Source organism: Halogeometricum sp. S1BR25-6 (assembly GCF_031624495.1).
Classification (GTDB): Archaea; Halobacteriota; Halobacteria; order Halobacteriales; family Haloferacaceae; genus Halogeometricum; species Halogeometricum salsisoli.
In genome coordinates, this window is record NZ_JAMQOP010000004.1 from 194,861 (window position 1) to 221,352 (window position 26,492).

Annotated in this window: 23 protein-coding genes; 10 read left to right on the forward strand and 13 right to left on the reverse strand. The window is 67.7% G+C overall.

Annotated elements, in window-relative coordinates:
- Positions 1-34: 34 nt before the first annotated feature.
- Together NDI76_RS18245 and NDI76_RS18250 are read right to left on the reverse strand one after the other, a co-directional pair.
- Positions 35-223, reverse strand: a complete 189-nt coding sequence (locus NDI76_RS18245; protein ID WP_310925595.1) for a hypothetical protein — start codon at positions 221-223, stop codon at positions 35-37.
- 56 nt (positions 224-279) lie between these two features.
- On the reverse strand, positions 280-903 hold the full coding sequence (locus NDI76_RS18250; protein ID WP_310925596.1) for an MBL fold metallo-hydrolase: 624 nt from the start codon (positions 901-903) through the stop codon (positions 280-282).
- Between the two features lie 83 nt (positions 904-986).
- Here NDI76_RS18250 and NDI76_RS18255 point away from each other — a divergent pair, with 83 nt between their 5' ends.
- Positions 987-2,459, forward strand: a complete 1,473-nt coding sequence (locus tag NDI76_RS18255) for an SLC13 family permease (protein WP_310925597.1) — start codon at positions 987-989, stop codon at positions 2,457-2,459.
- A 40-nt stretch (positions 2,460-2,499) separates the two neighbouring features.
- Here NDI76_RS18255 and NDI76_RS18260 read toward each other — a convergent pair whose 3' ends face one another.
- Positions 2,500-4,068 carry a class I adenylate-forming enzyme family protein gene (locus NDI76_RS18260; protein WP_310925598.1) on the reverse strand — a complete coding sequence of 523 codons (1,569 nt, stop codon included), beginning with the start codon at positions 4,066-4,068 and terminating at the stop codon, positions 2,500-2,502.
- Between the two features lie 132 nt (positions 4,069-4,200).
- On the opposite strand from NDI76_RS18260, the gene NDI76_RS18265 reads away from it, so the two are divergent.
- Entirely contained in the window at positions 4,201-5,064 is an 864-nt protein-coding gene (locus NDI76_RS18265) for a UbiA family prenyltransferase (RefSeq protein WP_310925599.1), read from the forward strand.
- A 9-nt stretch (positions 5,065-5,073) separates the two neighbouring features.
- On the opposite strand, the gene NDI76_RS18270 is transcribed toward NDI76_RS18265, so the two are convergent.
- The 5 genes from NDI76_RS18270 to NDI76_RS18290 all read right to left on the reverse strand — a co-directional run bounded on the left by NDI76_RS18270 (position 5,074) and on the right by NDI76_RS18290 (position 11,260).
- Positions 5,074-5,841, reverse strand: coding sequence for an IclR family transcriptional regulator (locus NDI76_RS18270; RefSeq protein WP_310925600.1), 768 nt, complete (start codon positions 5,839-5,841; stop codon positions 5,074-5,076).
- A gap of 394 nt (positions 5,842-6,235) precedes the next feature.
- Positions 6,236-7,333, reverse strand: a complete 1,098-nt coding sequence (locus NDI76_RS18275) for a Gfo/Idh/MocA family protein (protein WP_310925601.1) — start codon at positions 7,331-7,333, stop codon at positions 6,236-6,238.
- A gap of 92 nt (positions 7,334-7,425) precedes the next feature.
- A complete protein-coding gene (locus NDI76_RS18280; RefSeq protein WP_310925602.1) occupies positions 7,426-8,160 on the reverse strand; it encodes a sugar phosphate isomerase/epimerase family protein in 735 nt (244 codons plus the stop codon).
- A gap of 143 nt (positions 8,161-8,303) precedes the next feature.
- Positions 8,304-9,509, reverse strand: a complete 1,206-nt coding sequence (locus tag NDI76_RS18285; RefSeq protein ID WP_310925603.1) for an AGE family epimerase/isomerase — start codon at positions 9,507-9,509, stop codon at positions 8,304-8,306.
- A 353-nt stretch (positions 9,510-9,862) separates the two neighbouring features.
- Positions 9,863-11,260 carry a glycosyltransferase family 1 protein gene (locus tag NDI76_RS18290; RefSeq protein ID WP_310925604.1) on the reverse strand — a complete coding sequence of 466 codons (1,398 nt, stop codon included), beginning with the start codon at positions 11,258-11,260 and terminating at the stop codon, positions 9,863-9,865.
- A gap of 215 nt (positions 11,261-11,475) precedes the next feature.
- On the opposite strand from NDI76_RS18290, the gene NDI76_RS18295 reads away from it, so the two are divergent.
- Positions 11,476-11,679, forward strand: a complete 204-nt coding sequence (locus tag NDI76_RS18295) for a DUF5789 family protein (protein WP_310925605.1) — start codon at positions 11,476-11,478, stop codon at positions 11,677-11,679.
- A gap of 156 nt (positions 11,680-11,835) precedes the next feature.
- On the opposite strand, the gene NDI76_RS18300 is transcribed toward NDI76_RS18295, so the two are convergent.
- A complete protein-coding gene (locus NDI76_RS18300; protein WP_310925606.1) occupies positions 11,836-12,099 on the reverse strand; it encodes a hypothetical protein in 264 nt (87 codons plus the stop codon).
- Between the two features lie 241 nt (positions 12,100-12,340).
- Between NDI76_RS18300 and NDI76_RS18305 the strand changes: the two genes are divergently transcribed.
- Positions 12,341-13,516 carry a lycopene cyclase domain-containing protein gene (locus NDI76_RS18305; protein WP_310925607.1) on the forward strand — a complete coding sequence of 392 codons (1,176 nt, stop codon included), beginning with the start codon at positions 12,341-12,343 and terminating at the stop codon, positions 13,514-13,516.
- Positions 13,517-13,603: 87 nt separating this feature from the next.
- Entirely contained in the window at positions 13,604-14,005 is a 402-nt protein-coding gene (locus tag NDI76_RS18310) for a hypothetical protein (RefSeq protein WP_310925608.1), read from the forward strand.
- Between the two features lie 127 nt (positions 14,006-14,132).
- Here the strand turns inward: NDI76_RS18310 and NDI76_RS18315 are convergent, their stop codons facing one another.
- Positions 14,133-14,528, reverse strand: a complete 396-nt coding sequence (locus NDI76_RS18315; protein WP_310925609.1) for a DUF7383 domain-containing protein — start codon at positions 14,526-14,528, stop codon at positions 14,133-14,135.
- 203 nt (positions 14,529-14,731) lie between these two features.
- Here NDI76_RS18315 and NDI76_RS18320 point away from each other — a divergent pair, with 203 nt between their 5' ends.
- Both NDI76_RS18320 and NDI76_RS18325 read left to right on the forward strand, forming a co-directional pair.
- Positions 14,732-16,042 carry a phosphoribosylamine--glycine ligase gene (locus tag NDI76_RS18320; RefSeq protein WP_310925610.1) on the forward strand — a complete coding sequence of 437 codons (1,311 nt, stop codon included), beginning with the start codon at positions 14,732-14,734 and terminating at the stop codon, positions 16,040-16,042.
- Between the two features lie 43 nt (positions 16,043-16,085).
- Positions 16,086-16,838: a proteasome assembly chaperone family protein gene (locus NDI76_RS18325; protein ID WP_310925611.1), complete on the forward strand. Its 753-nt coding sequence runs from the start codon at positions 16,086-16,088 to the stop codon at positions 16,836-16,838.
- Between the two features lie 155 nt (positions 16,839-16,993).
- Here NDI76_RS18325 and NDI76_RS18330 read toward each other — a convergent pair whose 3' ends face one another.
- From NDI76_RS18330 to NDI76_RS18340, 3 genes are all read right to left on the reverse strand, one after another.
- Positions 16,994-19,246, reverse strand: coding sequence for an NADP-dependent malic enzyme (locus NDI76_RS18330; protein WP_310925612.1), 2,253 nt, complete (start codon positions 19,244-19,246; stop codon positions 16,994-16,996).
- Between the two features lie 105 nt (positions 19,247-19,351).
- Positions 19,352-20,140: a GNAT family N-acetyltransferase gene (locus NDI76_RS18335; RefSeq protein WP_310925613.1), complete on the reverse strand. Its 789-nt coding sequence runs from the start codon at positions 20,138-20,140 to the stop codon at positions 19,352-19,354.
- Positions 20,141-20,144: 4 nt separating this feature from the next.
- The gene (locus NDI76_RS18340) at positions 20,145-20,534 is read right to left on the reverse strand and encodes a TFIIB-type zinc ribbon-containing protein (RefSeq protein WP_310925614.1); all 390 of its coding nucleotides are present in this window, start codon (positions 20,532-20,534) and stop codon (positions 20,145-20,147) included.
- 436 nt (positions 20,535-20,970) lie between these two features.
- Here NDI76_RS18340 and lpdA point away from each other — a divergent pair, with 436 nt between their 5' ends.
- From lpdA to NDI76_RS18360, 3 genes are all read left to right on the forward strand, one after another.
- Positions 20,971-22,392: a dihydrolipoyl dehydrogenase gene (lpdA, locus tag NDI76_RS18345; RefSeq protein ID WP_310925615.1), complete on the forward strand. Its 1,422-nt coding sequence runs from the start codon at positions 20,971-20,973 to the stop codon at positions 22,390-22,392.
- A 93-nt stretch (positions 22,393-22,485) separates the two neighbouring features.
- Positions 22,486-24,711 carry a thiamine pyrophosphate-dependent enzyme gene (locus tag NDI76_RS22670; RefSeq protein WP_425498381.1) on the forward strand — a complete coding sequence of 742 codons (2,226 nt, stop codon included), beginning with the start codon at positions 22,486-22,488 and terminating at the stop codon, positions 24,709-24,711.
- A 90-nt stretch (positions 24,712-24,801) separates the two neighbouring features.
- The gene (locus NDI76_RS18360) at positions 24,802-26,385 is read left to right on the forward strand and encodes a dihydrolipoamide acetyltransferase family protein (RefSeq protein WP_310925616.1); all 1,584 of its coding nucleotides are present in this window, start codon (positions 24,802-24,804) and stop codon (positions 26,383-26,385) included.
- The last annotated feature ends 107 nt before the right edge of the window (positions 26,386-26,492 follow it).

Sequence of the window (26,492 nt, forward strand, 5' to 3'; positions counted from 1 at the left end):
ATAAGCGTGATGGATGTGCACGTCCGCCGGTCCGTCACGCCTCGGTGGGCGGCCGGGCCTGCGCGTCGAATATCTCTCCGGCGGGGAAGACTGACCGACAGTCCTCACAGACCATCTGTCGCTGGATGGCGTACTCCCACAGTTTCCCGTCGCAGTTCGGGCAGTCGAAGTGCGCCCGCGCGAACGGACTCTCCTCGGCGTACGGGTTCTCGAACTCGGCCATGTTCGTAGATTCGACGGCACCTCCAAAAGCGTGTTGTCCGCCGCGCGAGTCGGCTTTCAGGGCTTTCCCGCGAAGTCAACGAAGGAGGTGAGTTTCCCGCTCGCGTCCTCGGTTACGTTCGACCCGTGGAAGAGGAGTCCGACGTCGAACTCGTACGCCGCGAGGCGTTCGAGGTTCTCCTCGGCCGACGCCAGGTCCTCGGTGAACACCGCCGGCGGCAGCACGAAGTGTCCCGCCGGGATGCCGCGGACGTCGGAGCCGAACACCGCGTCGCCGAGGACGGCCAGCGACCGCGACTCGTCGACCAGCGCGTGGTGGTCGGAGGTGTGGCCGGGGACGTGGACCGCCGTGAACGGTCCGATTTCGGTCCCGTCGCCGTACCGCTCGTCCGGTCGGAACTCCTCGCAGCGCGTCTGCTGCGGTACCCACGTCTCCGCGCCGTACCGCTCGGCCAGCGACGCGAACCCGCCCATGTGGTCGCCGTCCCCGTGCGTGAGGACGAGTCGTTCCGGTTCCGCGCCCACCTCCTCGACCCGTTCGGCGACGGTGTCGGTGGTGTCCTCGAACCCCGCGTCCACGAGCGTCGGCGTCTCCCGGTCGAAGAGGAACACGCGGTAGCGGCCGCCGTTTCGCTCCGCGACGGTCAGGTCGTACACGTCGTCCGCGACTTCCGTGATCATGTCAGTCGAACGTCCCGCGAGTGGGAAAGGAGTTGTGACGGATGACCAATCGTTATATCGCTCGCTCGAAAACCGACGGGCGAATGGCAGACGCCTCCGCCCTCGCCGCCCGCGTCCGCGGGGTCGACGCCTCGTGGCTCTCCGTCCCCGTCGGCGTCGGCCTCGCGGCTCTCGTCGTCGCGTACGCGCCGCTCTCTCCGGACGCGGCCGCGATGCTCGCCATCACCGCGTTCTGCGTCTCCCTGTGGGTCGGGACGCCCGTCCCGCCGTGGCTCACCGGACTGGTGGGCATCGGCCTCGTCGGCGTGCGGTTCTCGACGGAACTCGCCCTCGTCGGGTTCGGGTCGGCGGCGACGTGGCTCGTCGTCCTCGGCATCCTCATCGGCGAGGCGACCCGTCACAGCGGGCTCTCGACGCTCGTCGAGCGGCGCGTGTTCGACCGAATGCCCGGACACGCCCGCTCGGACCCGACGACCGCGTACCGCTACCTGCTCGGGGCGTTCTCGCTCGTCGCCCTGGCGTTCGTCGTGTTGGTCCCCTCGGCGCTCGTCAGGGTCCTCATCCTCGGCCCGATTCTGGTGTCCGCCGGCGAGTGTTTCTCCGAGCGCCGGCCGCGAGTCGGCCTGTTCTTGGGACCCCTGTTCGTGACGTTCTACGGCGCCGCCGGCGTCCTCACCGGGTCGCTCGGCAACATCATCGTCGCAGGCATCGTCGAGTCGACGACCGGCGTCTCGCTCGGGTGGGTCGAGTGGCTGACGTGGCTCGCGCCCGTGATGTCGCTCGCCCGGTCGGCCGTCGTCGTCGCCGTCGCGTACGTCCTCTATCGCCCGCGGAACTCCGGGACGGTGTCCGTCGACGCGGGCGCCGCGGACGAGCGTCCGGACGCGAACCCGGACGACGGAGATGCAAGCACGGACGCGACCGACGGCGGGGAGGAACCCATCGACGCGAGCGACGCGCGACGGATGCTCGCCTTCCTCTCCGTCGGCGTCGCCGTCTGGGCGACCGACGCGATACACGGTCTCCACCCGGTGTACGGCGCTCTCGTCGTCGTCGTCCTCGCCTTCCTCCCCCGCATCGGCGTCGTCGACGTCGACGCCGTCGCGGACGCCGACTTCTCCGTCGTGTTCTTCCTCGGAGCCGTCTTCGCCATCGCCGAGGGACTCCAACGGACCGACTTCACCGCCGTCGCCGCCGACCGAATCCTCTCTTTGGTCCCCGGCGGCGCGTCGCTCCCCGTCGTCCTCGCGGCCGTCGCCGTCGCGACGCTGGCGCTCATGTTCGTGATGGAGGGGATGGCGGTGGCGAGCGTGCTCACGCCGGTGTTCATCTCGTTCGCGCAGGGGGCGGGCGTCCCGATTCTCCCCGTCGCCATGACCGAGAGCGTCGTCCTCCTGTCGTACTTCTTCCCCTACCAGTCGGCCGTCCTCGTCGCCATGCTCGGACTCGGAGCGACGGACACCCGCGAACTGGTCCGGATGGCCACCGTCTGTTCGCTCCTCACCCTGCTCGTTCTGCTCCCGGTGCAGATACTCCTCTTCGCGCTCTTCGTCTGACCGGAGGCGGGCGGGGCCGGAATCCTCGCCTCGGCTTCCGCTACTCGCTCGTCTGGTCGGTTATCGCGCCGCGCTTTATCTTCCCGGTGCTCGTCCGCGGGAGCTCCTCCGTCCGAATCGTGTACTCGCGCGGGCGCTTGTAGTTCGCGAGGTCGGTCCGCTCGCGGCAGAACTCGTCGAGTTCCTCCCCGGTGACGCTTCCGCCCTCAGTGACGACGACGGCGTTGACGACGCGACCCCAGTGGTCGTCGTCGACGCCGAAGACGTACGCCTCCGAGACGGCGGCGTGCGATTCGAGCGCCTGTTCGACCTCGACCGGGTAGACGTTCTCGCCGCCGCTGACGAACATGTTGTCCACTCGGTCGACGATGTAGAGGTAGCCCTCCTCGTCGATGCGCGCCACGTCGCGCGTCCGGAGCCACTTCCCGTCCTCCCCGCTCGCGGGGTCCTCGAAGTAGGACTTCGCCTCCGCCTCGGGGTTGTCGATGTAGCCGTCCGAACAGCCCGGACTGCGGGCGATTATCTCCCCCTCCTCGCCGGCGTCGACCGTCGCCTCGGGGTCGGGATGCTCCGTCACCGGCACCGGTTCGACGACGCGAATCTCGTAGGTGTGCGCCTCCTTCCCGACGGTCCCCGGCCGCTCGTGTTGGTCCTCGGGGAGCGAGAACGTGAGGTTCGGCCCCGCCTCGGTCATCCCGTAGGTGTTGTACACCCGGTCGGTGACGTGCTCGCTCATCCGCTCGACGAGGCGTTCGCTGACGACGGAGCCGCCGGTCCGGACGTACTCCAGCGAACTCGTGTCGCACTCCAGCGACTGCTGGGCGTCGACGACGGCGTTCAACTGCGTCGGCACGGCCAGCAGACCCGTCGCCTCCAGTTTCTCGACCTGTTCGAGCAGGCCTGCCGGGTCGAAGTCGGAGTGGAGGACGACGGTGGCGCCGGCGAGGAAGTGCGGATAGATCCACGCGTCCGAGGAGACCATGTGGTACCACGGCGTCGCGACGATGCCGGCGTCGGTCCGGTCGATACCGTGCTCCATGACGCCCTGAATCGCGCCGTACCACAACTGTTCGCCGTCGAACGGCACCGCCTTGGGCCGACTGGTCGTCCCGCTGGTGAAGAAGATGGAGCACTCCCCGTCGGCCGGCGGCGCCCCGTCGAGCGTCGGGGGCGCCTCCGCCAGTACCTCCTCGTAGGACTCGACGCCCGCCGCGTCGACGTCGGCGTCGCCGACGTGGATGGCCGCCTCGAAGTCGCGCCGGGCTAGCACTTCCTCGGCCGTCTCGCGGTTGTCGTCGTCGAAGACGAACCCCGTCGCGTCCACCGACTCGCACATGCGGACGAACTCCTCGGCCTCGCCCCGGAACGGGAGTTGAGCCGTCGCGGCGCCGCGCTTGTGGCCCGTCACCATCGTTTCGATGGCGGCCGGGGAGTTACCGCCGAGCACCGCGCAGCGGCCGTCCCCCAGTCGCGCCGTGAGCGCGTTCGCGAGGCGGGTGCTCCGGTCGTCCAGTTCCGCGTACGTGAACGTCCGTCCGTCCTCGGCGACGAGCGCCGTCTCGCCCCCGTGACACCGGACGGTTCGCCGGAAAGCGTCGAAGAATCTCATGCTGACAGTCAGTACCAACCCCTATTCGATAGTTATTAATCCTTATGGTAGGCGACGCGGCCGACCGGGTGCGAACCGCGCGCTCGACGCGCGAACGGGTGGAACTTTACCGCTCGGCGGCGGCGACCCGGTATGGACGCGGCGCAGACCACCGGACCGCGCGCGCTGGCGACGCAGGTGAAGCCGCCGTTCATGGCGCCCGCCGTCGGGACGGCCCTGTTCGGCGCGCTTCTCGCACCGTCCGTCTCGCCGGTCGCCCTCTGCCTTCACGTCGTCTGCGTCGCCTCGGCGCTGTACGTCGCCCACCTCCGCGACGAGTTCGTCGACGCCCACGTCCGCGGCGAGGACGACCCGCGCGTCGCCGCGTCGCTCCTCCGTCCGGCCATCACGGTGACCGCCTTCGTCTCACTCGTGGCGTGCGCCGCGCTCTCGGTCGTCGCCGGTCCCCTCGCGGCCGCATTCGCTCTCCTCCCACTGCTCCTCGGGTACGTCCACGCCTCCCACCTCGACGCGCGCACGGTCGCGGGCAGCCTCGACTATCCGGTCGCCGTCGGACTCGTCCTCGCGGGCGGCTACGTCGCTCAGACCGGGCGGGTCCCCCCGTGGCTGGCGTGGCCGTCCCTCTCGTTCGTCGCTCTCCTGACGGGGGCGAACGTCTCCTTGGACCGACTGGACCGCTCGTTCGACCGACGTATCGGCAAGCGGACGGTGCCCGTCGTCCTCGGGGATGCCCGCGCCGCCCGCGTCGCCGCCGGATTCGTCGCCCTCTCGGGGGTTGTCGTCCTCGCCGCCGTCGCCTCGGGGGCGCTCCCCCTCCCTGCCGCCGTCGCCGCGGCGTTCCCGTTCGCCGCCGCGGTTCTCTGCGTTCGGGCGCCGCCGGAACGAGCGGTCCGCGTCCAGATGGTCGCCGCCTACCCGTTCGCCGCGACGCTCTACGCCGCGACGTGCTTCGGCGTCACCTGCGTCCTCGCGCGCGCCGCCGGCGTCGCCCCGTGAGAGGCGCGTTCAGCGGTAGGTGAGACTGAGTTGCACGTCGTTGGCGGCGGCGGAGAGTCGGTCCGCTAGTTCCCCTTCGCACCGCTCGCGCGGGAGTCGGTGGGCCGGTCCGGCGACGGCGAGCGACCCAACCACGGACCCCTCCGAGACGAGGGGGACGGCGACGGCGTGGATGCCGCTCAGGTCCTCGCCGAAGTTGAGCGCGTAACCGCGTTCGCGGGCCTCCGCCAACTCCTCGTCCAAGCGCTCCCGGTCGGTCACCGTCGCCTCCGTCTGCGCCGGCAGGCCGCGTCGCGCCAGAATCTCGTCGACCTCCTGCTCGGGAAGGTGCGCGAGAATCGCCTTTCCGCCGGAGTTCGAGTGCATGTACTTCCACGACCCGATGAGCGAATTGACGTTGATGTCCACTCCCTCCGAGCGCCCGTCGAGGTAGATGACGCGCCCGTTCTCGTGCGCCATCAGCCACGCCGTCTCGCCCGTGTCGTCCGCGACGTCTTGGAGAACCGGCAGCGCGGCGTCGTACACTGCGCGCCGGGCCCGGACGTGGTGCCCGTAGTTGAAGAACTCCAGTCCGAGGTGGTACTCCCCGTCTCGCTTCACCACGAACCCCCGGTCGCGCATCGTCGAGAGGTGTCCGTGGACGGTGCTCTTCGCGCGACCCGTCGCCGCCGCCAACTCCGTCACGCCCGCGCCGTCCGCCTCGCGGATGTGTTCTACGAGGTCGAACAGCGTCTCGTCCGACTTGATGCCGCCTCCTTCGGGAGTATCCGAAGCCATACCTCTCACAGCGTTCGGGAGGCTCCTAACGTTTGCGCCGGGTCGTCGCCCGCGGGTCGACACTCCCGAACGACCGGCGGCCGTCGAGAAATCGTCGCAACCCGTTGCCGGTGCCGAGAGTAAACGGATGCTTCGGGCCATCTCGCTCGTTCCTTCTCATCGAACATCGTTAGGAGAGGCGAGCGAAGCATTACGCCCGTAGTTCCGTCAGTCAATGGCGACGGGAGACGTACCGTCGCACTCGCGGTTCGAACGAGGCGTTTCTTCCGAACCGAACGCACGAATCGAAGGCCCGAGCGGTCGATATCGTTCGATGTCGCCGAACAAGATTCCGGCAGTTTCGATTCCCGCGTTCACGGGGACGTGCGCGAAGGTCGACCGACCCCTCTCTTCTCTACTCGTCGGGGGATTCGGGGGTGAGTTCGCCCGACTCGACGAGGGCTTCGAGCGGGTTGTCGCTCAGGTCGAGCGGGAGGTCGACGCGGCTACGGGTGCGCACCGACTCGTAGCCGGCGAACAGTATCTCCGCGGTGTTGAGGCCCCGTCTGCCGCTCAACTCCGGTTCGCGCCCTTCGTCGAGGGCGTCTGCGACCTCCGCGACCGCGCGGTCGTGGAACTGCGACCCGAATCGACCCTTCTCCTGTCCGCTGTGGTGGAGCGTCTCGGAGCCGACGTCTATTTTCGTTCGCTCGCCGCCGCGTTCCAGTTCGAGCATCGGTCCGTCCTCGACGTCGATACGAATCGCTCCCTCGTCGCCCCGGATGAGGAACGCAGCCCCGACAAAATCCGCCCCCGGTCCGGTCGAGACGACGCCGTAGACACCGTTCTCGTAGCGCCACTGCGCCCACATCTGGTTCTCCTGGTGGGAGCCGAACCGCACGTCCTCCTCGCGGTAGTCGAGGCCCGCGAGGACCCAGTCGGCGGTGTACTCGTCGTTGAACATGCACGCGAGGTCGACGGAGTGAGCACCGGTGTCGTAGAAGTCCCCCCATCCGATTTCGATGCGTTCGAGCGACCCGATTTCACCCTCGTCGATGAGTCGCTTAGCCTCCGTGAACGGTTTCCCGAAGCGACGCTGCCGGTTGAACGTCAACTGCACGTCGCGCCGCCAACACTCCTGCACCATCGTCCGGGCGTCCTCCCACGTGTCGGCCATCGGCTTCTCGCAGTGGATGGCCTCCACGACGCCGCTCCGAGCACACGTGACGACCACGGGCCGGTGGATGGCCGGCGGGACGCAGACGCTCACGATGTCGGGTTCGGCCGTGGCGAGCATCTCCTCGTAGTCGGTGTAGACGCTCTCCTCGTCGAGGTCGAAGTGGTTTCCGAACGCTCGGCCGTTCTCTTCGACGATGTCGGCGGCGGCGACCAACTCGAACCGGTCGTCGGTCGCGTACGCTTCGGCGTGTCGATAGCCCATAGCGAACCCCTCGACCGTAGGGTTGCTCGGGTCGGGACCGGTTCCGATGACCGCAACAGTGTAGGTGCTCATCTATCTACTACGGTCTGCGGGAACCACCGGCATAGTGGTTTCGCCTCGCGGACCCGCCGACGGCCGGACAGCGTGCGTCCCCGCGGTAACCCTCACCAGTACGTCCGGACGACGTCGTCGGCGTGCGTCAGCGTGTCGTAGCTGTCCGGACCCTCCTCGGCCTCGTAGACGAACCACTCTATCCCGTGCTCGCGGACGTCGTTGACGGCGGCTTCGATGTCCAAATCGCCCTCCCCGACCACGGCGGGTTCGCCGGCCTCGCCGTCGTAATCCTTCAGGTGGGCGAGGCGCACCCGGTCGGCGTGTTCGTGGAGGTACGCGAGGGGGTCGTAGCCGGCGGCGCCGGCCCATCCGAGGTCCAGTTCCAGTCCCACGTCGTCGTTCGTCGCTTCGAGGAGATGCGACAGCGCGGGTTCCCCGTCCAGTTCGACGAACTCCTGGTCGTGGTTGTGGTAGTGCAGGGAGAGGTCGTGCGCCGCGAGGTCGGACGCGACGGCGTTCAGACGGTCGGCCGCCGCCTCCACCGACTCGACGGACTCGAACTCCTCGGGGTCCAGCCACGGCACGACGACGTCCTCGCAGCCGAGTTCGTGGTAGGTCTCCGCCGTCTCCTCTAAGTTCTCCTCCCACGTTTCGAGGCCGACGTGCGCAGCGGCGAGTTCGAGGTCGGCCGACGCCAGCGCTTCGCCGACGGCTTCGGGGCCTGCGTCGCCCAGACCGGCGAGTTCGACGCCCTCGAACGCCGTCTCGCCGACGCGTTCGATGACCGTCGGCAGGGAGTCTTCCACCGCGTGGAGGCTGTACAGTTGAAATCCGATGGATGTCATGGGTCGGGGTTCTCCGCTCTGCGGCATAAGTGCCCGTGAACGACCAAGGGTTGCCCCTTCTCCGGTAAACGACGGTGATGGACTACCGGAGACGCACGTCGCCTCGGACTCGCACAGGCCGACCGCGCGGTGCGCGGCTACGTCTACTCTACCGCGCCCATCGACGCCAGCACCTCGTAGCAGGCGTTGACGTGGTGGTAGCCGCTCTTGACCTTCGGCGTCTCGTCGATGCTCGGGTGTATCTCGCCGTCCGGCGTGAGGCGTTCGTAGCGGATGCCCAGCGAGTGGTTCGTCGCGTACTCGTGCAGGTACTCCGCGATGCGCTCGTACCACTCCCAGTAGCGCTCTTCGCCCGTCGCGTCGGCGAGTCGGGCCGCGGCGCCGAGACCCTCTTCGAGCGCCCACGTGTACTTCGCCTCGACGATGGGCGACCCGTCGCGGTCGATGGTGTAGTAGAATCCGCCACGGTTGTCGTCCCACCCGTCGGTCACGGAGGCGTCGAAGAACCGCTCCGCCCGGTCGAGATACCACTCGCCGTCGTGGTGAGCGTCGAGGCGGACGAGTAGCTTCGCCCACTCCAGCATGTGACCCGGCTGGTAGCCCCACGGGCGGAACAGGTCCGCCTTCTTCTCGCGGTTGTACTCCCAGTCTATCTCCCACTCCGACGTGAAGTGCTCGCAGAGGAGGCCGTCGGCCTCGTCCGGTTTGTCGCGGGCGATCGTCGTCGCGACGGTGACCGCTCGGTCGAGATACCGCTCCTCGCCGGTCGCCTCGTAGGCGGCGAGCAGCGCCTCCGTCGCGTGCATGTTCGCGTTCTGTCCACGGTAGCCGGGTTCGGCGGGGTCCCACTCCTCGGTTCGGTTGCTGGCGAAGGCGCCGTGCTCGGCCTCCCAGAAGTGCTCGTCGAGGATGTCGTACGTCTCCTCGATGCGACCCTCGACGTCGCCGATGCCGGCGCGCGTCGCGGTCGCGTAGGCGAGGAGGACGAAGGCGTGCCCGTACGTCGCCCGCGTGCCGTCCGTCGTCTCGCGCCCCTCAAACAGCCAACCGTACCCGCCGCGCTCCTCGTCGTAGGCGACGTTCCGGAGGTACGAGAGTCCGTGCTCGGCCGCCGGTTCGCACCACACCGGCCCGTCGAGGAGTTTTCCGACGCTGAACGCGAACACGAACCGCGCCGTCGGGACGAGGTGTTTCGTGCGCGAGTCGTAGATGGCGCCGTCGCGGTCGCTCACCTGCGCGACGTAGCCGCCGAAGTGCGTGTCCATCGAGCGTTCTCGGTGGAACCGGAGCGCGTCGACGGCGTCGCGTCGGAGCCACTCGGGCGACCGAGACGGAATCGGGTGCGTCATACCCTGCTTCTCTCCTGCGCGGTGGAAAAAGCCACCGGGTCGCCGCACCGACGCACTCGGAGACGACTATCGTAGCGTCTGAAAGTCATCACACACTCGACCGCACGACGGCGTGCGGTCGGATGTGTAAACAGTTGCAGACGCTACGATAGCTCGCGCAGATTACAGCGATAGACCTGTAACACCTCCTCGGGTGACCGTGCGGTAGAGTTCGGCGCGGACCGCGCGCCCTCGCGCGGCGCGATTCGCACACCTATCGTCGACCAGTTTCGCTCTGAGCGCGCCGTCGCTTCTCGAACGGCGATTTCGAACGCGTACCTCGAATGTTGACTCCGGATAGCCGCTATCCGTCGCTATATTTGTTCCATCGAATCAGGGTCGGAGGCTCGGCGGAACACCGGCGCTCCGGCGTTTCCGGTGTCGTGGTACCCGCGCACGCGCAACGCGAACACGAGGTCCGTAATAGAGCACCACTCGTGGCTCAACAGCGGGGTTCCGTCCTTCGTCACCGTCGCGCCCGCCTCGTTCAGTTCGTCGAGCGCGATGCTGTCGGGGTCGGTTCGGTCGATGGCCCGCCCGACGGCGGACCGCCGCGAACCGTCCTTCCGATACGCCTCGGCGTACCGGTCGATTTTCTCGTCGACGCGCCGGGTCATGTCGTCGAGCGTCTTCCGGCCGGCGCGCTCCGGGCTTCGAACCTCGCGGACGTGGTCGATCAGTCGGCGGTTCGCGGCGACCGCGTCGTCCCAGTGCTCGACGACCCACCGCGCGCGACTCCCGAGTTCCTCCACGGGGACGACGAGCGGAGAGTCCTCGGGGACGCAGTCTTCGACCCAGGGTTCGTCGCGGACGACGAGCACCTGTCCGCTCGCCGCCTGCTCGAACCACGTCCGCGCGAGGGTGTCGTACTCGGTCGCGCAGATTGCGATGTCCCCCTTTCGGAGCATCCGCTCGTACTCCTCCCACGACGCCCTCGGGTACGCCTCGACCCACGGGTACCGGGTGTACGACTCGGGGATATCGTCCATACTGGTGAAGACGGTCTCGATGCCGTACTCTCGGTGGAGGTCCGCGGCGATATCGAAGAGCAGTTCGGGGTGTTTTTTCTGCCACCCCGACCCCGCGATGTGGAGGTAGCGCGGTTCCGTCGCGTACCGCTCTTCGAACCGGCTGAAGTCGATCGGACTCTCGGTCATCACCGCGTCGTCGAGCGCGTCCTCGATGACCGTCTCCAAGAGGAACTCCCGGCCGAACATGGGGAGTTCGGTCGCGTCGAGACCGGCTTTGAACCAGCAGCCGTCGGCGAGGACCGCGTGGGCGACTTCGAGCTTTCGGTGGTAGTCGTCGCGGTAGCCGTCGGTCGCGTACTTGAACGGGAGCATCAGGTCGTGCACGTTCACGATGAGGTCGAACGGCTTCGGTTCGTCCGCCTGGTGCCCGGACTGCAGGAGGAGCCACTTCAGGAGGTCCTCGCGGCCCTGGCGCAGTTGGTCGACGACGATGTCGACGTACCCCAACTCCTCGTAGATTCGCTCGCGTATCACCCGCAGTTGGTTCTCCGTGTACCCGCTCTCGGTGAAGACGTACTCGCTGTCGGTCCCCTCCATGAAGTGGTCGGCCTCGAGGAGCGTAACCCGGTCGCGGTCGGCGAGGACGTCCTCGCGTTCGTAGTCCGCGGTTCCCCGGTGGGGGAGCAGCCAGTAGACGTGGACAGTCGGGTCCTGCCGCAACCACTCGCGGACCCACGTCACGGCGTCGTTCAGCGTCGCGTTCGCGCTGGCGTCGCGCGGTCAGTACAGTTCGGGGATGATGAGGACTCGCATCGATGGGGCACCTTCGAGTGTAACCACGACGGAGGCTCGCATGACTGCATCGGTCGCACCTCGTCGCCTCGCTCTTCCGGGGCGACCGCGTTATCGGCACACGCCAGCAGAGAGTATATGCTCCGTTCGACCCCTTCTGTCGCATGGCTCCCGACGAAAGCCGCGAACAAGGCGTCGAGTTCGGTTCCCTCGGCGACGAACTGGCCGACGACGAGTATCCGACGAGTAAAGCGGACCTGCTGGAGCGGTACGGCGACCGGGAACTCGAACTCGAAGACGGCTCTCAGACGCTGCGGGAGGTGCTCGGCCCGTTGGGAGAGACGAGTTCGAATCGGCCGAGGACGTGAAACAGAGCGTCATGAGCATGGTGAGCGACGAGGTCATCGGCCGAAAGAAGTACTCGGACCGAGGCCGACAGGGGGAGGACGACGAGGGGGGCGCGGCGTCGGCGTAAGCACGCGCCGAACTTCGGTCGACCGAGCGGAACCGACGACCGAGAGCCGTCAGGACGAGATCTCGTCCAGTATCTTCTCGGCCTGTTCGACGGCCTTCTCCTCGCCGACGCTCTTTTTCACGAGGGCGCTCTGGACCTCCCAATCGTCGCCTCGGTTCCCCATCCGCACCTCCGCTCCCTCGGAGACGGACTCGGCGGCGTTCTGCGCCCAGTTGGGCGTGCGGACGTCGTCGAATTCGTCCGGGTCGCGGAATCGGACGTGGTAGTAGTCGTCTCCCGATTCGACCGTTTCGACGTTCGGTTCGTCCGTCACGGACGTCGGTTCGAGCGCGAGACCCGTCAACGGTACGGCCGTGACGCCTCGGCGGTGCGTGTAGCGAGGGTCGGTCTGTGTCGCTCTCCGACGATAGTATATTACAACCGTGCGCGGGTAACGACCCCCCCGAACGGCGGTTTCACCGACGGCGACCGCACGCTCGAATCCGCCCGACGCCGCCGGCGTTCGCATCGACACTGGCCCGTAGGTTCTTGTGGTCGGCACCGATACCACGCGTATGGGTATCTCTCGCCACGGACACGGAGCGCTCGCCGCCGGACGGGCCCTCGGGTCGCAGGTCCACCCGGTGTTCATGCTCCCGCCGGTCGCCGCCGCCGCGTTCGGCGCGATACTCGCCGCGGAGGCACATCCGGTCGTCCTCCTCGCTCACCTCTTCGCCATCTTCTCCAGCGTCTACACGGCGCACGTGAAGGACGGATACGTCGACTTCCACGTCCGCGGCGAGGACGACGACCACCCGCTGACGGCGGGCGGGTGTCGCCTGGCCCTCGTCGCCGCCGGCGTCGTATTCGCGGCCTGCCTCGCCGTGTTGTGGCTGTTCGCCGGCCCACTCGCCGCCCTCGCTACCCTCCCCGCGTGGGTCATCGGCGTCCTCCACGCGCCGCAGTTGGACACGAACCCCGTGACGACGACGGCGGGGTACCCGCTCGGCATCGCCGTCGCCCTGTTCGGCGGCTACTACGTCCAGACGCTCGCCGTCGCGGCGGCACCGCTCGCCTTCGCCGGCGTGTTCTTCGTCCTCCTCTGCGGCGTGAAAGTCATCGACGACTCGACGGACTACGACTACGACCGCTCCATCGACAAACGGACCGTCGCCGTCGTCCTCGGCCGCCGTCGGGCGCGGCGATTCGCGCACGCCCTCGTCGGTGTCGCTCTCGTGGCGACGCTTTGGTTCGCCGTCGACGGCCTGTTCCCGCCCTCGGCCGTCGTCGCCGCGGCGCTGTTCGGCGTCGTCGCCGCCGTCAGCCTCGATGCCGACCCGGAACTCGCGACGATGCTGCTCGTGCGCGGCGCGTACGTCTTCCTCGCCGTCCTCGTCGTCGGCGTCTGGTTCGCCCCCCTGACGAACGCTCCGCTCCCGGATATCGGCGTGCTCGGGCCGTACACCTACCTCGCGACCGAGGTGGTCTTCGGTACCGTCGCCCTCGCGCTTCTCGTTCGCGCGGGTCGAGAGGCGCTGTGGTCGGCGGCCCGGACGATTGCCGTCCTCTACCCCGTCGCCTACCTCTGGGACTGGTACACGCTCGAAGTCGGCGTCTTCGACATCGTGCTCAGAACGGGCGTCGACCTGTTCGGCATCCCCCTCGAAGAGCACCTGTTCATGCTCGTCGTCCCCGCGTTCGTCCTCGGCCTCCACGAGACGCTCCGTCGTGCCGACCGGCGGGACGAGTGACGAGAGCGCCCGTCGTCCGGACGCCGGCGACCCTGCGCGACGACCGGCCGACCGGCTTATCGTCCCGGAAACTCTACGTCGGAATCCATGGCGAACGACACCGACAACACCGGATGGAAGCGGACGACGGACCACGACGAGATTCGGTCGCTGGCGGATGAGGTCGGCGCCGTCCCGACGCGGGCGTCGGGTCCGTCCGACGAACTGGTGTTCTCGACGGATTCGGACGCCGAACCGGTCGAGTGGGAGCGCTTCTTCGAGCGGTTCGACGCCGAGGACCGACTCCTCCAGTACCGCCGGAGCGGTCCCGACGACGAACCGGTCCTTCGGGTCATCGACCGCGAGAACGTCGCCGACGCCGACGAGGCCGCGGAGCGAGAGCGCCCGCCGGACGACGAACAGAACACGGTGGCGACCGGGGACACCGGCGACGGCGAACCGGTCGCGCACGACGGTCCCGAGGGAGACCCCAAGGACATCCGCGAGTAGCGCCGACGCCGCGCCCGACGACCGCCCCGTCGGCGACGCGGTCGACTCGGGGAGTTCGGCCGGTCGACGTGTGCCGGAAACCACTCCGAATAAACCTGAGCTTAGTTTCAGGCGTTCGCGCTGCGAGTCACTCTATCGGCTCCTTCCAGTGGACGACGACGTTTCCGACCGCGAACGAGTCGTCCTCCGACGCGTCCCGTCGGATTCGTACTGTGTTCACCCCCTCTCGGAGTTCGCTTCCGGAGACGGTGTCCATCCAAAACTGCCAGCCCTCCGCCGGCGGCACGTCGAACCCGGCGAGCGAGTCGCCGTTGAGCAGTATCTCGTGACCGTACGTTCCCACGTCGTACGCCTGTAGTTCGACGTAGGGGTCTGCCGTCCGTTCGGTCGGAACGGTGAACTCGTACTCCGAGGTGCGGTCGCCCGCGAACGTCGCCCACGGGACGTCGAGTGCACCCTCGTTCGGACCCAACTGTTCGAGAACCGGGAGCAGCGCGTAGTTGGCGCGGTGTCGGTCGGCCATGTCTTCACCTCGGAACGAGGGCCCAAAGCGTTTCCGAGGCGAGCGAGGTGCGGTCGTCTGGTCCTGATAAACGGAGAGAAAGTTTAATCGAATCACTTGGACGAACTCCGGTCGGGAGGGCTCTTCCGCAGCGTACGGGTCGGGACGCGCGGGCGGCGTACGGACCACGTCCAACCATATAGCTGGCCGTCGTGGAGAGTCGTATGGACAGCAAACGTTTCCTCTTCGTCTCCGCGGACGCCGCGCTGATCACCGACCTCGCGTGGCAGGTCCACCGCGAGGGGCACGACGTGAAGTACTACATCGAGGCCGAGAGCGACAGGGAAATCGGCGACGGGTTCGTCCCGAAGACGGACGACTGGCGCGCCGAAGTCGACTGGGCCGACGTCGTCGTCTTCGACGACGTGTGGGTCGGTTCGACCGTCGGTACCGGTGCGCTCGCCCGGGAACTCCGGGAGGAGGGGAAAGCCGTCGTCGGCGGCACGCCGAACACGGACCGCCTGGAGGAGGACCGGGGCTACGCGATGGACGTGCTCGAATCCCACGGCGTCGACACCGTCGAACACCGGGTCTTCCACGACTTCGAGGAGGCGATAGCGTACGTCCGAGACCACCGCGCGCCCTACGTCATCAAACCCTTGGGCGAAGTCCAGAACGTGAAACGTCTGCTGTACGTCGGCAGCGAGGACGACGGCAGCGACGTGGTCGACGTGCTCGAAGCCTACGAGAAGGCGTGGGGACACCGCATGACCGGGTTTCAGCTCCAGCGGAAGGTCGAGGGGGTGGAAATCGCGGTCTGCGGGTTCTTCGACGGAGAACGGTTCGTCGACCGCGTGAACTTCAACTTCGAGCACAAGCGACTGTTCCCCGGGAACATCGGCCCGTCGACGGGCGAGATGGGCACCTCGATGTTCTGGGCCGGGCGGAACCGCCTCTTCGAGGAGACGCTCGGCAAACTCGAAGGATGGCTCGCCGAGGAGGGCTACGTCGGCAGCATCGACATCAACTGCATCGTCAACGACCGCGGCATCTACCCGCTGGAGTTCACCCCGCGGTTCGGCTACCCCACCATCGCCCTCCAAGAGGAGTCCTTCGAGTCGTCGACCGGCCAGTTCTTCTACGACCTCGCGCACGGCAACGACCCCGAGTTGGAGGTCCACCGCGGCTATCAAATCGCCGTTCGAATCGTTCTCCCGCCCTTCCCCTTCACCGACGAGAAGACGTACGACGAGAACTCGCGGAACGCCGCCGTCGTGTTCGAGACGGAGAGTCGCGAGGGAATCCACCTCGAAGACGCAAAGCGGGTGGACGGGCAGTGGCGCGTCGCCGGCGAGAACGGCATGCCCCTCGTCGTGACCGGCAAGGGCGAGACGATGCAGGAGGCCCGCGAACAGGCGTACGACCGCATCGACGACATCGTCATCCCGAACGTCTACTACCGCGACGACATCGGCGAACGGTGGATCGACGGCGACGGTGACCGGCTCTTGGCGTGGGGGTATCTCGGTCCCTGAGAACGGTACCAGTTTAGTCGCTCCGCGCGGTACTGTTCGAGTGATGTCAACAATACCCTCGTTCCGGTTCGGCGCGTCGGACGACGCGAACGTCGGCTCCCGGTTGGTCGTCGGAACGGCGTTCCCGGGCATGGTGGGGCTGAGTACGGTCGATTACCTCGTCGGGCACTCGGCGTCGACGCAGAGCGGGCAGGTCACCGCGCGCGGCCTCACCGACATCACGCCGTTCACCGACGGAACCCCTCGGTACCCGATGCGCCTCTACGACGTCCCCGAGTTCGATACGACCGTGCTCGTGAGCGAACTGTTCCTCCCTGTCGGCGTGGGCGAACCGTTCTGCGACGCGCTCGTCTCGTTCGCGAGCGAGTACGGAATCGAGGAGATAACCGTCGTTCACGGCGTTCCGTTCGCGCACGGGCCGGACGAGCACGCGGTGTTCTACGTCGCCACAGAGGAGTACCAAGCCGCCCACTTCGAGGACGCGGACGTCAAACCCCTGGGCGGCGGATTCTTCGACGGATTCCTCGGGGAACTGATGCTCCACGGCCTCGACGCCAACGCGCCGCCCGTCGGTGCCCTCGTGACGCCAGCGCATCCGCCGGGGCCCGACTTGGACGCCGCGTTGCTCCTTCTCGACGCCCTGGAGGACTTGTACGGCGTCAGAATCGACGAGGCGGAACTCAGGCAACAGGCGGAGGAACTGCGGCACCAGTACCGCGAACTGGAAGAGCGAATGCGGACGCTCGAAGAGGGCGGGTCCGGGCGGGACTACCCCGAAGACCGGATGTTCATGTAGCGCCGCCGCGGTCAGACGTTCGTCCGCCTCACACTTCGGCCGACCGAACCGCGCGGCTCCGATCGTTTCGAACTGTACGTTCTCCGAAAAAACGGCGTCGTTTTCGATATCCGTTACAGGGCTACCGGCGTAAGGGGGCGTGCGCTCGGTGGTTTTCACTCTTCTTGTGCATCTACCACCGCGACGGCCGCGAGGTTGACGATGTCTTTGACCTCGTCGCCGCGTTGGATGACGTGCACCGGTTCGTCCATGCCGACGAGCATCGGACCGACGGCCTCGGCGTCGCCCAACCGCTGGAGCAGTTTGTACGCGACGTTGCCGGCTTCGAGGTTGGGGAACACGAGGACGTTCGCGGGACGGTCGAGTTCGGAGAACTCGTACGTTCCGGTGAGGATGTCCTCGACGACGGCCGTGTCGGCCTGCATCTCTCCGTCGACCGGGAAGTCGACGTTCGCCGAGCGGAGCATCCGGGCCGCGTCGCGCGGTTTGCGCGTTCCCTCGTTGTCGACGCTCCCGAAGTCGGAGTACGAGAGGAACGCGACGCGCGGGTCGACGTTGAACCGCCGTGCGAGGTCGGCGGTGTGTTGGGCGACTTCGGCGAGGACGTCGGCGCTCGGGTCCCGGTTCACCGTCGCGTCGGCGCAGAACACCACGCGGTCGGGGAACGCGAGCATGTAGACGCCGGCGGCGTAGTTCGCGTCCGGTTTGGTCCCGATGACCTGCAGGGGCGGGCGGAGCGCCGGCGGGTAGTGGTGGGTCAGGCCCGTCAGCATCGCGTCGGCGTCGCCGGCGTCGACCATCACGCTGGCGAGGTAGTCGGGGTCGGTACTCACGAGTTCGGCCGCCTCCCGCCGCGTCAGGCCTTTCCGCCGGCGCTTCCGATAGAGTCGGTCGGCGTACTCGTCCATCGCGTCGGCGCTCGGGTCGACGACGTCCGGAGCGAAGTCGAGGCCGCGTTCGGCGACGACCGACTCGATGCGGTCTCTGTCGCCGATGAGGAGGGGTTCGGCGATGCCTTCCGTCCGCATCCGGGCGGCGGCGCGGATCATCTTCTCGTGGTCTCCCTCCGCGAGGACGACGCGCTTGGGGTCGCTCTGCGCTTTGTTGAGGACGACCCGGAGCATCTCCAGGGACTTCCCGACGCGCGCCTCCAGACGCTCGCGGTAGGTGTCCAAATCTATCTCCTGTCTGGCCACGCCGCTCTCCATCGCCGCCCGCGCGACGGCGGCGGAGACGTCGAACAGCACCCGCGTGTCCAGAGGCTTGGGAATGACGTACTCGGGGCCGAACTGCAGGGGTTGGTCGCCGTAGGCCTTCACGACGGCGTCGGGAACGTCCTTGCGGGCGAGTTCGGCGAGTGCCTCCGCGGCGGCCACCTTCATCTCCTCGTTTATCTCGGTGGCGCGGGCGTCGAGGGCGCCGCGGAAGATGAACGGGAAGCCGAGCACGTTGTTCACCTGGTTGGGGTAGTCCGACCGACCCGTCGCCATGACGACCGTGTCGTCGCGGGCCTCCTTGGCCGCCTCGTAGCCGATTTCGGGGTCGGGGTTGGCCATCGCGAAGAGAATCGGGTCCTCGGCCATCGACGCCACCATCTCCCGGGAAACGATGCCGCCCGCCGAGAGGCCGACGAAGACGTCCGCGCCCTCCATCGCTTCCGCGAGCGTGTCGGCCTCAACGTCGCGGGCGAACTCGCTGTTCTGCGCGTTCAACTCGCCCGCCTCCCGTCGTTCGTCGGTGAGGACGCCGTCGATGTCGCACATCACGATGTTGTTGGGGCGGACGCCGAGAGAGAGGTAGAAGCGCGCCGTCGCCGTCGCCGCGGCGCCCGCCCCGGCGAACGTCACCCGCACCTCGTCCATCTCCTTGTCGACCACGTCGAGTGCGTTCAGCAGGGCGGCGCCGGAGATGATGGCGGTCCCGTGCTGGTCGTCGTGAAATACGGGGATATCCATCTCGTCGCGCAGGCGCGACTCTATCTCGAAACACTCCGGCGCCTTGATGTCCTCTAAGTTGATGCCGCCGAAGGTAGGCTCCATCGCGCTGACGATGTTCACGAACTCGTCGACGTCCTCGGGTTCGATTTCGACGTCGAACACGTCGATGTCCGCGAACCGCTTGAACAGCACGCCCTTGCCCTCCATGACGGGCTTGGACGCCTGCACGCCGATGTCACCCAGACCCAGGACCGCGGAGCCGTCAGAGACGACGCCCACCAGATTGCCCTTCGCCGTGTACTCGTAAGCGTACTCGGGGTCCTCGGCGATGTCGCGGCACGGGGCCGCCACGCCAGGCGAGTACGCCAAGGAGAGGTCGCGTTGGGTGCTCGTCGACTTCGTGGTCGAAATTTCGATCTTACCTGGTGGTTCTTCGCGGTGGTACTCCCGCGCGTCGTCGTCAAGTGACATGGACAGATACCGTCACCCGCACCGCATAAAGATAGCTGACCGGCGGGTGAAGGATGCGTCCGCTCCGGTCCGTCCGCGGCGGGAGAGTCGGGCGGTCTCCCCGAACTACAGGTAGGAGCCGTCGTACTCCTCGTCGGGGTTGCGCGTGTTCCCGCAGTCGTTGCACCGTATCGTCTCCATGCTGTCCATGGAGACGTCCAGCGACTCGCAGTTCAGACAGTAGTAGCCGTACCGCTCCGAGCGGTCGGACTCGGTGTAGGACGCGACGAAGTAGCCCTCGGAGGCGGGCACTAGGTCGTCGTCGTCGCCGCCGAGGTGGAGTTCCTCGCCGTCCTCGTCGCTGACGGTGTCGGGGTAGTCGGGGACGGACTCGTTCCCGGCGGACGCCTCGTCCGCGTCGCTCTCCTCGGTCTCGGCGCCCTCCTCGAAGACGTACTCCACGAGGTCTTCACGGCCGATTTCGCGCTGTCGCTCGTCGACTTTCCCGTAGCCGAACCGCTCGAAGAACGCGCCGGCGTTCGTGTTGGCCGAGAGCGCGATGGCTCGCTTCGCCTCGACGCCGCGTTCCTCGAACTCCTCGCTGATACGCTCGAACAGCGCCGTGCCGACGCCCTCGCCGCGTCGCTCGGGGTCGACGTGGATCCACTGCACGGCGGTCTCGTCGTCGCCGAACGTCGCGCTCGCGGCCCCGAGGATCGTTCCGTCGGCTTCGGCGACGACGACGAAGGCGTCCTCGCGCGGGTGCAACAGCGTCTCGTCGAGGTACGCCGACTCCAGTATCGCGTCTATCTCTCGGGGGCTGAGCGCGTAGGAGGTGGTCATCGAACTCTCGACGAGTTCGCGGACGCGGTCCTCGTCGCCGGACTCGTACTCGCGAAGGGTGTGTTCCGTCATCGGATTAGTCCTCGCGCTGCTTGCGAACTGCCTCGGAGCCACAGTCCGGACACTCCGTCGGCAGGCCGTCTTCGAGTTCGCCCACCTCGCCGCAGTCGTCGCAGCGCCACATGATGTAGCCCTCGCCGAACTCCTGTCCGGGGTTCGCCTCCTGTTCGGAGCCGTGGAGGTCCTCTTCGTTCGTCTTCGCGGACTGCTCGCCCTCGACGGCCGGGTGGTCGATGTCCGCGTAGCCGTCCTCGTCGACCGATTCGACGTCGTCGACGATGGACACCTCGAACCCCTCGCTCGTCATGTCGGACACGATGCCGAGTTCGTTCCCCTCGTGGTCGTAGACGACCTTTCCGGGGTTGATTCCGGCCGCGTCCTCCGGCGCATTCGTGCTCTCTGTCATACACGACGATTCGGAGAGGGAACGGTTCATTCTGGCGGCCGACATCATCGGAATGTGTCAGATACGGGGACGTGAGCGGTCTTCGGGCGGCGAGGACGGACTACCAAGCGGGGCGGTAGTAGGTCGACCGTCCCGCGAACGGCGGGAGCAGCGGTCGAGTCTCCGATTCGTGCGGCGAGGGTCCGCCGGCCGTCGACCGGTTCCGAGCGGCGTCGTCGACGGGAGATAAACATACTCCATCTGGGTATTCTTCTCTTCGGCCCATTTCTTTATCATCTCTGTGAATGATTCACCCACCACAGGCGAGGGAGCGCCGCCGACTTCGGACCGACCCGCGGCGACGTCGGCCGGCGCGCCCGGACCCCGGAGGGGCCGAGAGCGACACCCTCGCCCCGCAGATGCACCGCTCGACGACCGACCGCAGTCGATTCACACTATGTCCGACCAACAGATACCGAACGAAACGGAACTGCTCGTCGTCGGCGCCGGTCCGGGCGGGTACGTCGCCGCCATCCGCGCCGGGCAACTCGGACTCGACGTGATCCTCGTCGAGAAAGAGGCCGTCGGCGGAACCTGTCTCAACTACGGCTGTATCCCCTCGAAGGCGCTCATCTCCGCCGCGGACACCGCGCACGACGCCGCCGGGGCCGAGAACCGCGGCGTCCGCGCCGACCCGGAGGTGCACCTCGAAGACACCGTCGAGTGGAAGGACGGCGTCGTCGACAGACTCACCGGCGGCGTCGAGCAACTCTGCGAGGCGGCGGGCGCCACCGTCGTCGAGGGCGTCGCCGAGTTCGTCGACGGGACGACGGCGACCGTCCGCACCGACGACGGGGAGGCCGAACTGTCCTTCGAGTACGCCGTTGTGGCGACGGGGAGTCGCCCCGTCGAACTGCCCGGATTCGCGTTCGACGACGACCCGATACTCGACTCCCGGGGAGCGCTCGCCCTCGAAGAGGCGCCCGACTCGCTCCTCGTCGTCGGCGGCGGCTACATCGGGATGGAACTGGCCGGCGTCTACGCGAAAGTCGGCACCGACGTCACCGTCGTGGAGATGCTGGACGAGGTGCTCCCCGGTTACGGCGAGGAGGCGAGCGAACTCGTCCGCGAACGGGCGGCGGAGTCCGGCGTCGACTTCCAGTTCGGCGAACAGGCCGACGAGTGGACCGAGGCGGACGACGGCGACGGCGTCCGGGTGACGACGGTCACAGAGGACGGCGAGGAGAGCGAGTACGACGCCGACCGCGTCCTCGTCGTCGTCGGGCGCGAACCCGTCGCCGACACCGCGAACCTCGACGCCATCGGCGTCGAGACGAACGAGGACGGGTTCGTGGAGACGGACGGACGGGGTCGAACCGCCGTCGACAACGTGTTCGCCGTCGGCGACGTGGCCGGCGAACCGATGGTCGCCCACAAGGGGATGCGCGAGGGCGAAACCGTCGCGGAGGTCATCGCCGGCGAACCCGCCGCTCTCGACTACCAGGCCGTCCCGACCGTCGTGTTCACCGACCCCGAGATAGCGACCGTGGGCATGACCGAGTCCGACGCCGAGGAGGCGGGCTACGACACCGTCGTCGGCGAGATGCCCCTCCGCGCGAACGGCCGCGCCCTCACCTTAGACGAGGAGGAGGGGTTCGTCCGCGTCGTCGCTGACGACGACGAGGGCTACCTCCTCGGCGCGCAGATAGTCGCCCCGGAGGCCTCGGAACTGATAGCCGAGTTCGGCCTCGCTCTCGAACTCGGGGCGACCCTCGACGACGTCTCCGCGACCATCCACACCCACCCGACGCTCTCGGAGGCGGCGAAGGAGGCGGCCGCGAACGCGTCGGGCCGCGCGATTCACACCCAGAACGACTGACCCACACCACCATGTACGCAACCACGAAGACGGCGCGAACGCGGCGAACCGCCAGCGAACCATCCGCCGGACGACGGCCGCTCACACGGGACCATGTCTGAGGAGAGCGAGGAGTCGGAGAACGAAACCGAGACCGAGACCGAGATGTGGTCCGAACCGGGCCAACCGGGCGACTTCCGCCAACTGCTGGACGAAGACGGCGACCTCCTCGACGACGCGGCGGTGCCGGACCTCGCGGACGACGAACTCGTCGGCCTCTACCGAACGATGGTGGCCACGCGGACGCTCGAAGAGAAGATGCTCAACATGCAACGGAGCGGGGAGGCCAGCCTCGTCGCGCGGTCGCTCGGCGAGGAGGCGACGGCGCTCGGCGCCGCCGCGGCCCTCGGCGAGGACGACTGGGTGTTCTACACCTACCGCCAGAACGCCGCGCTCCTGCACTGGGACGTGCCGATGGCCGAAATCATCCTCGGCGTCACGGGACAGGCCCCCGAGACGGTCGCGGAGGGACTCGGCGACTGGGAGTCGCCGGTGAACTTCTCGCCCGACTACACGCCCGTCGGCGTCAACGTGACGAACGCCGCCGGGTCGGCGATGACCGACAGATTCCGCGACAGGGATAACGTCTCCATGGCGTTCATCGGCGACGGGTCGACCAGCGAGGGGTCGTTCCACGACGGGATGAACTTCGCGGGCGTGTTCGACGCCCCCGTCGTCGTCGTCGTCCAGAACAACCAGTGGGCCATCTCCGAACCGTCGAAGCGACAGACCGGCGCGGAGACGTTCGCCCAGAAGGCGGAGGCGTACGGCGTCCCGCACGAACGCGTCGACGGCAACGACGTGCTCGCCGTCTACGAGGCGGCCGAGGAGGCCGTCGAACGCGCCCGCGAGGGCGGCGGAGCGACGCTCATCGAGTGCGTCACCTACCGGATGGGTAACCACAACACCTCCGATAACGCGAGCCTCTATCGCGAGGAGGAGGAACTGAAAGAGGAGTGGGCCGACCGCGACCCGATAGACCGCTTCTCCGCGTACCTCGACGGCGAGAGCCTCCTCGACGAGGGCGAACGCGAGGAGATTCAGGAGGCGGTCGACGGGGAGGTGGACGACGCCGTGGCGACGGCCCGAGACGTGCCGGACTCGGACCCGATGCGGATGTTCGACCACCACCTCCACGGCACCTCCTGGCGCGAGGCGCATCAGCGCACCGAGTTCCGACGCGAACGCGACGGCGAGAACCCCTTCACGGACTTCACGGGCGAAGCGTTCGACACCGAGCAGTGGGCCGACGAGGGGCCGTCCCTCGACGTCGACGCTTCCCCCCTCGACCCCGACGACGCCGACAGCGAGTCGATGGACATCGTGAGCGCGGTGAACCGAACGCTCCACCAGGAGATGGACCGCGACGACGACACGCGCGCCCTCGGCTACGACATCGGACCGCTGGGCGGCGTCTTCCGCGCCACGGACGGACTGCTCGACGAGTTCGGCGACTCGCGGGTGATAGACACCCCCCTCTCGGAGAACGGCATCATCGGCACCGCCGCGGGCATGGCGATGCGCGACGACCGGCCGATTCCCGAGATAGAGTTTATGGGCTTTTTCTACCCCGCCTTCGGCCAGTTCATGTACGCCGTCGCCAAGATGTACAAGCGCACCGGCGGCGACGTGGAGATGCCGATGACGATTCGGATGCCGTACGGCGGCGGCATCAAGGCCCTCGAATACCACCAGGAGTCCACGGAAACGTTCGAGATTCACGCGCCGGGCGTCCGCGTCGTCTGCCCGTCGACGCCGTACCAGACGAAGGGCCTTCTGGCGTCGAGCATCCGCTGTGACGACCCGGTCGTGTTCATGGAACCCAAGCAGATATACCGCGGTATCGAGGGCGAGGTGCCGACGGAGGAGTACACGCTCCCGTTGGACGAGGCCAGAGTCGTCAGCGAGGGCGAGGACGTGACCGTCCTGACGTGGGGCGCGATGCTCCCCGAGGCGAGACGGGCCGCCGAGAGCGTCGACGCCGACGCGGAGGTTATCGACCTCGTCACGCTCTCGCCCCTGGACGTGGAGACCATTCTCGACTCGGTGAAGAAGACGGGTCGGTGCGTCGTCGTCCAGGAGAGCAGGCGGACGCTCGGCCTCGGGTCGGAGCTGTCGGCCCTGCTGAACGAGTACGCCTTGGACCGCCTGAAGGCGCCGGTCAAACGCGCCTCCGGGTACGACGTGCACTTCCCCGCGAACGACATCGAGGACGACTACCTGACGGACGCCGAACGCGCCGAACACGCCATCGAGGCGGTGATGAGCTATGAGTTCTGAGACCCACGCGAGACCGACCGCGACCCGAGACGAATCGCCCGCCCGAACGGACTCGAACGAGGACGACGCGGACGCCCCGCGGGGTGCGCGATGACCCGCTACGAGTTCGAACTCCCCGACCCCGGCGAGGGGTTGACGGAGGCCGAAATCGTCGAGTGGCACGTCGGGTCCGGCGACGACGTCGCCGAGGACGACGTGCTCTGCGAGGTGGAGACGGACAAGGCCGTCACCGACGTCCCTTCGCCGTGTCCAGGGACGATAGAGGAACTGAAGGCCGACGCGGGCGATACCGTGCAGGTCGGGTCCGTCCTCGTCGTCATGGAGACGGACTCGCCGCCGAGCGGTGCGGCCGAAGAGGAGGCGGCCGAGGAAGCGGAGGAAGAGGCCGAAGAGGCCGAAGAGACCGACGAAACCGAAGGAGGCGAAGCGGAGAACGAGGACGACGCGGCCGACGAGGAAGAATCCGAATCCGACGAAGAAGCCGACGGAGCGGACGAGGAAACCGAGACCGAAGACGACTCCGAGGAGTCTGAAGAGGAGACGGACGAATCAGAGGACGCCGACGAGAGCGACGACGGACCGCGGAGCGTCGACGAGGGCCGCGAACAGGCCGTCCAGCAGTCCGAGGCCGAGGCCCAGAGCGACCAAGAGGCCGACGCCGAGTCGGAGGGCGAGGAGTCGCAGTCGCCGTCGACCGAAGCGGGTCGCGTGTTCGCCGCGCCGCGGACGCGGGCGTACGCCCGCGAGGAGGGCGTCGACGTCTCCGACATAGACGGGTCGGGACCGAACGGGCGCGTCCTCCGCGAAGACATCGAGGCGCGCCTCTCCGGGTCCGGCGAGAGCGCCGACGGGGAGGCCGCGGAAGCGTCCGAGGCGTCCGCCGGCGAATCGGCGACGTCCGGCGGTGCGGCGGCGAACGCCATCTCCCACCCGACCACCGAGATAGAACCCGTGCCGGTCGACGAGGACGAAGAGCGCTCCGAGCGGCGCGACCTCTCGGGCCTGCGCGGGCAGATAGCCGAGAACATGACTCGCTCGGCGTCCATCGTCCCGCAGTTGACCTCGGGCTTTCAGGCCGACGCCACGGAACTGATCGAACTGAAGGAGCGACTGGACGAGGCGCACGACGTGCACGTGACGTACACGCCCATCCTCCTGAAGGCCGTCGCCCCCGCGCTGAAGCAGTTCCCGATGGTGAACGCCAGCGTCGACGACACGACGGGAGAAATCGTCGAGAAGCACTACTACAACGTCGGCTTCGCCGTCGACACCGAGGACGGTCTGATGGTTCCCGTCATCGAGGACATCGACCGGAAGTCCATCGTCGAGGTGGCCCGCGAGATGAACGACCTCGCCGAACGGGCCCGCGACCGGTCCATCGGCGGCGAGGAGATGCAAGGCGGCACGTTCACCGTCACCAACCTCGCCACGCGCGGCGAGCACCGAACGTTCGGCACGCCCGTCATCAATCACCCCGAGGCGGCCATCATGGGTATCGGCCGGATTCGAAAGGAACCCGTCGCGACGGCCGACGACGAGGTGGAAGTGCGCCCGCAGGTGGACTTCTACCTCACCTACGACCACCGCCTCGTGGACGGCGTGAAGGCCAACGAGTTCATGGAGTACGTCATCGAGGGCGTCGAGAACACCGACGTGCTCCTCGGCCGCCTGTAGGCGGTCGAACCGCGTCCGTCTCCGTCCCCGCTTTCGCCCGACTCTCCGCCGATACCTCTCGTGCGAATCGACACTCATCAGCTCCGACAACTCCCGGACGGCGGCCC

Bases quoted from the DNA above. Each gene is read 5' to 3' on its own strand.
- NDI76_RS18335 (WP_310925613.1), bottom strand. From the start codon at position 20,140: ATGACGGAACACACCCTTCGCGAGTACGAGTCCGGCGACGAGGACCGC.
- NDI76_RS18245 (WP_310925595.1), bottom strand. From the start codon at position 223: ATGGCCGAGTTCGAGAACCCGTACGCCGAGGAGAGTCCGTTCGCGCGG.
- NDI76_RS18280 (WP_310925602.1), bottom strand. From the start codon at position 8,160: ATGACATCCATCGGATTTCAACTGTACAGCCTCCACGCGGTGGAAGAC.
- NDI76_RS18325 (WP_310925611.1), top strand. From the start codon at position 16,086: ATGTCAACAATACCCTCGTTCCGGTTCGGCGCGTCGGACGACGCGAAC.
- NDI76_RS18265 (WP_310925599.1), top strand. From the start codon at position 4,201: ATGGACGCGGCGCAGACCACCGGACCGCGCGCGCTGGCGACGCAGGTG.
- NDI76_RS22670 (WP_425498381.1), top strand. From the start codon at position 22,486: ATGTCTGAGGAGAGCGAGGAGTCGGAGAACGAAACCGAGACCGAGACC.
- NDI76_RS18340 (WP_310925614.1), bottom strand. From the start codon at position 20,534: ATGACAGAGAGCACGAATGCGCCGGAGGACGCGGCCGGAATCAACCCC.
- NDI76_RS18360 (WP_310925616.1), top strand. From the start codon at position 24,802: ATGACCCGCTACGAGTTCGAACTCCCCGACCCCGGCGAGGGGTTGACG.
- NDI76_RS18270 (WP_310925600.1), bottom strand. From the start codon at position 5,841: ATGGCTTCGGATACTCCCGAAGGAGGCGGCATCAAGTCGGACGAGACG.
- NDI76_RS18260 (WP_310925598.1), bottom strand. From the start codon at position 4,068: ATGAGATTCTTCGACGCTTTCCGGCGAACCGTCCGGTGTCACGGGGGC.
- NDI76_RS18320 (WP_310925610.1), top strand. From the start codon at position 14,732: ATGGACAGCAAACGTTTCCTCTTCGTCTCCGCGGACGCCGCGCTGATC.
- NDI76_RS18330 (WP_310925612.1), bottom strand. From the start codon at position 19,246: ATGTCACTTGACGACGACGCGCGGGAGTACCACCGCGAAGAACCACCA.
- NDI76_RS18255 (WP_310925597.1), top strand. From the start codon at position 987: ATGGCAGACGCCTCCGCCCTCGCCGCCCGCGTCCGCGGGGTCGACGCC.
- lpdA (WP_310925615.1), top strand. From the start codon at position 20,971: ATGTCCGACCAACAGATACCGAACGAAACGGAACTGCTCGTCGTCGGC.
- NDI76_RS18295 (WP_310925605.1), top strand. From the start codon at position 11,476: ATGGCTCCCGACGAAAGCCGCGAACAAGGCGTCGAGTTCGGTTCCCTC.
- NDI76_RS18275 (WP_310925601.1), bottom strand. From the start codon at position 7,333: ATGAGCACCTACACTGTTGCGGTCATCGGAACCGGTCCCGACCCGAGC.
- NDI76_RS18250 (WP_310925596.1), bottom strand. From the start codon at position 903: ATGATCACGGAAGTCGCGGACGACGTGTACGACCTGACCGTCGCGGAG.
- NDI76_RS18310 (WP_310925608.1), top strand. From the start codon at position 13,604: ATGGCGAACGACACCGACAACACCGGATGGAAGCGGACGACGGACCAC.
- NDI76_RS18315 (WP_310925609.1), bottom strand. From the start codon at position 14,528: ATGGCCGACCGACACCGCGCCAACTACGCGCTGCTCCCGGTTCTCGAA.
- NDI76_RS18305 (WP_310925607.1), top strand. From the start codon at position 12,341: ATGGGTATCTCTCGCCACGGACACGGAGCGCTCGCCGCCGGACGGGCC.
- NDI76_RS18285 (WP_310925603.1), bottom strand. From the start codon at position 9,509: ATGACGCACCCGATTCCGTCTCGGTCGCCCGAGTGGCTCCGACGCGAC.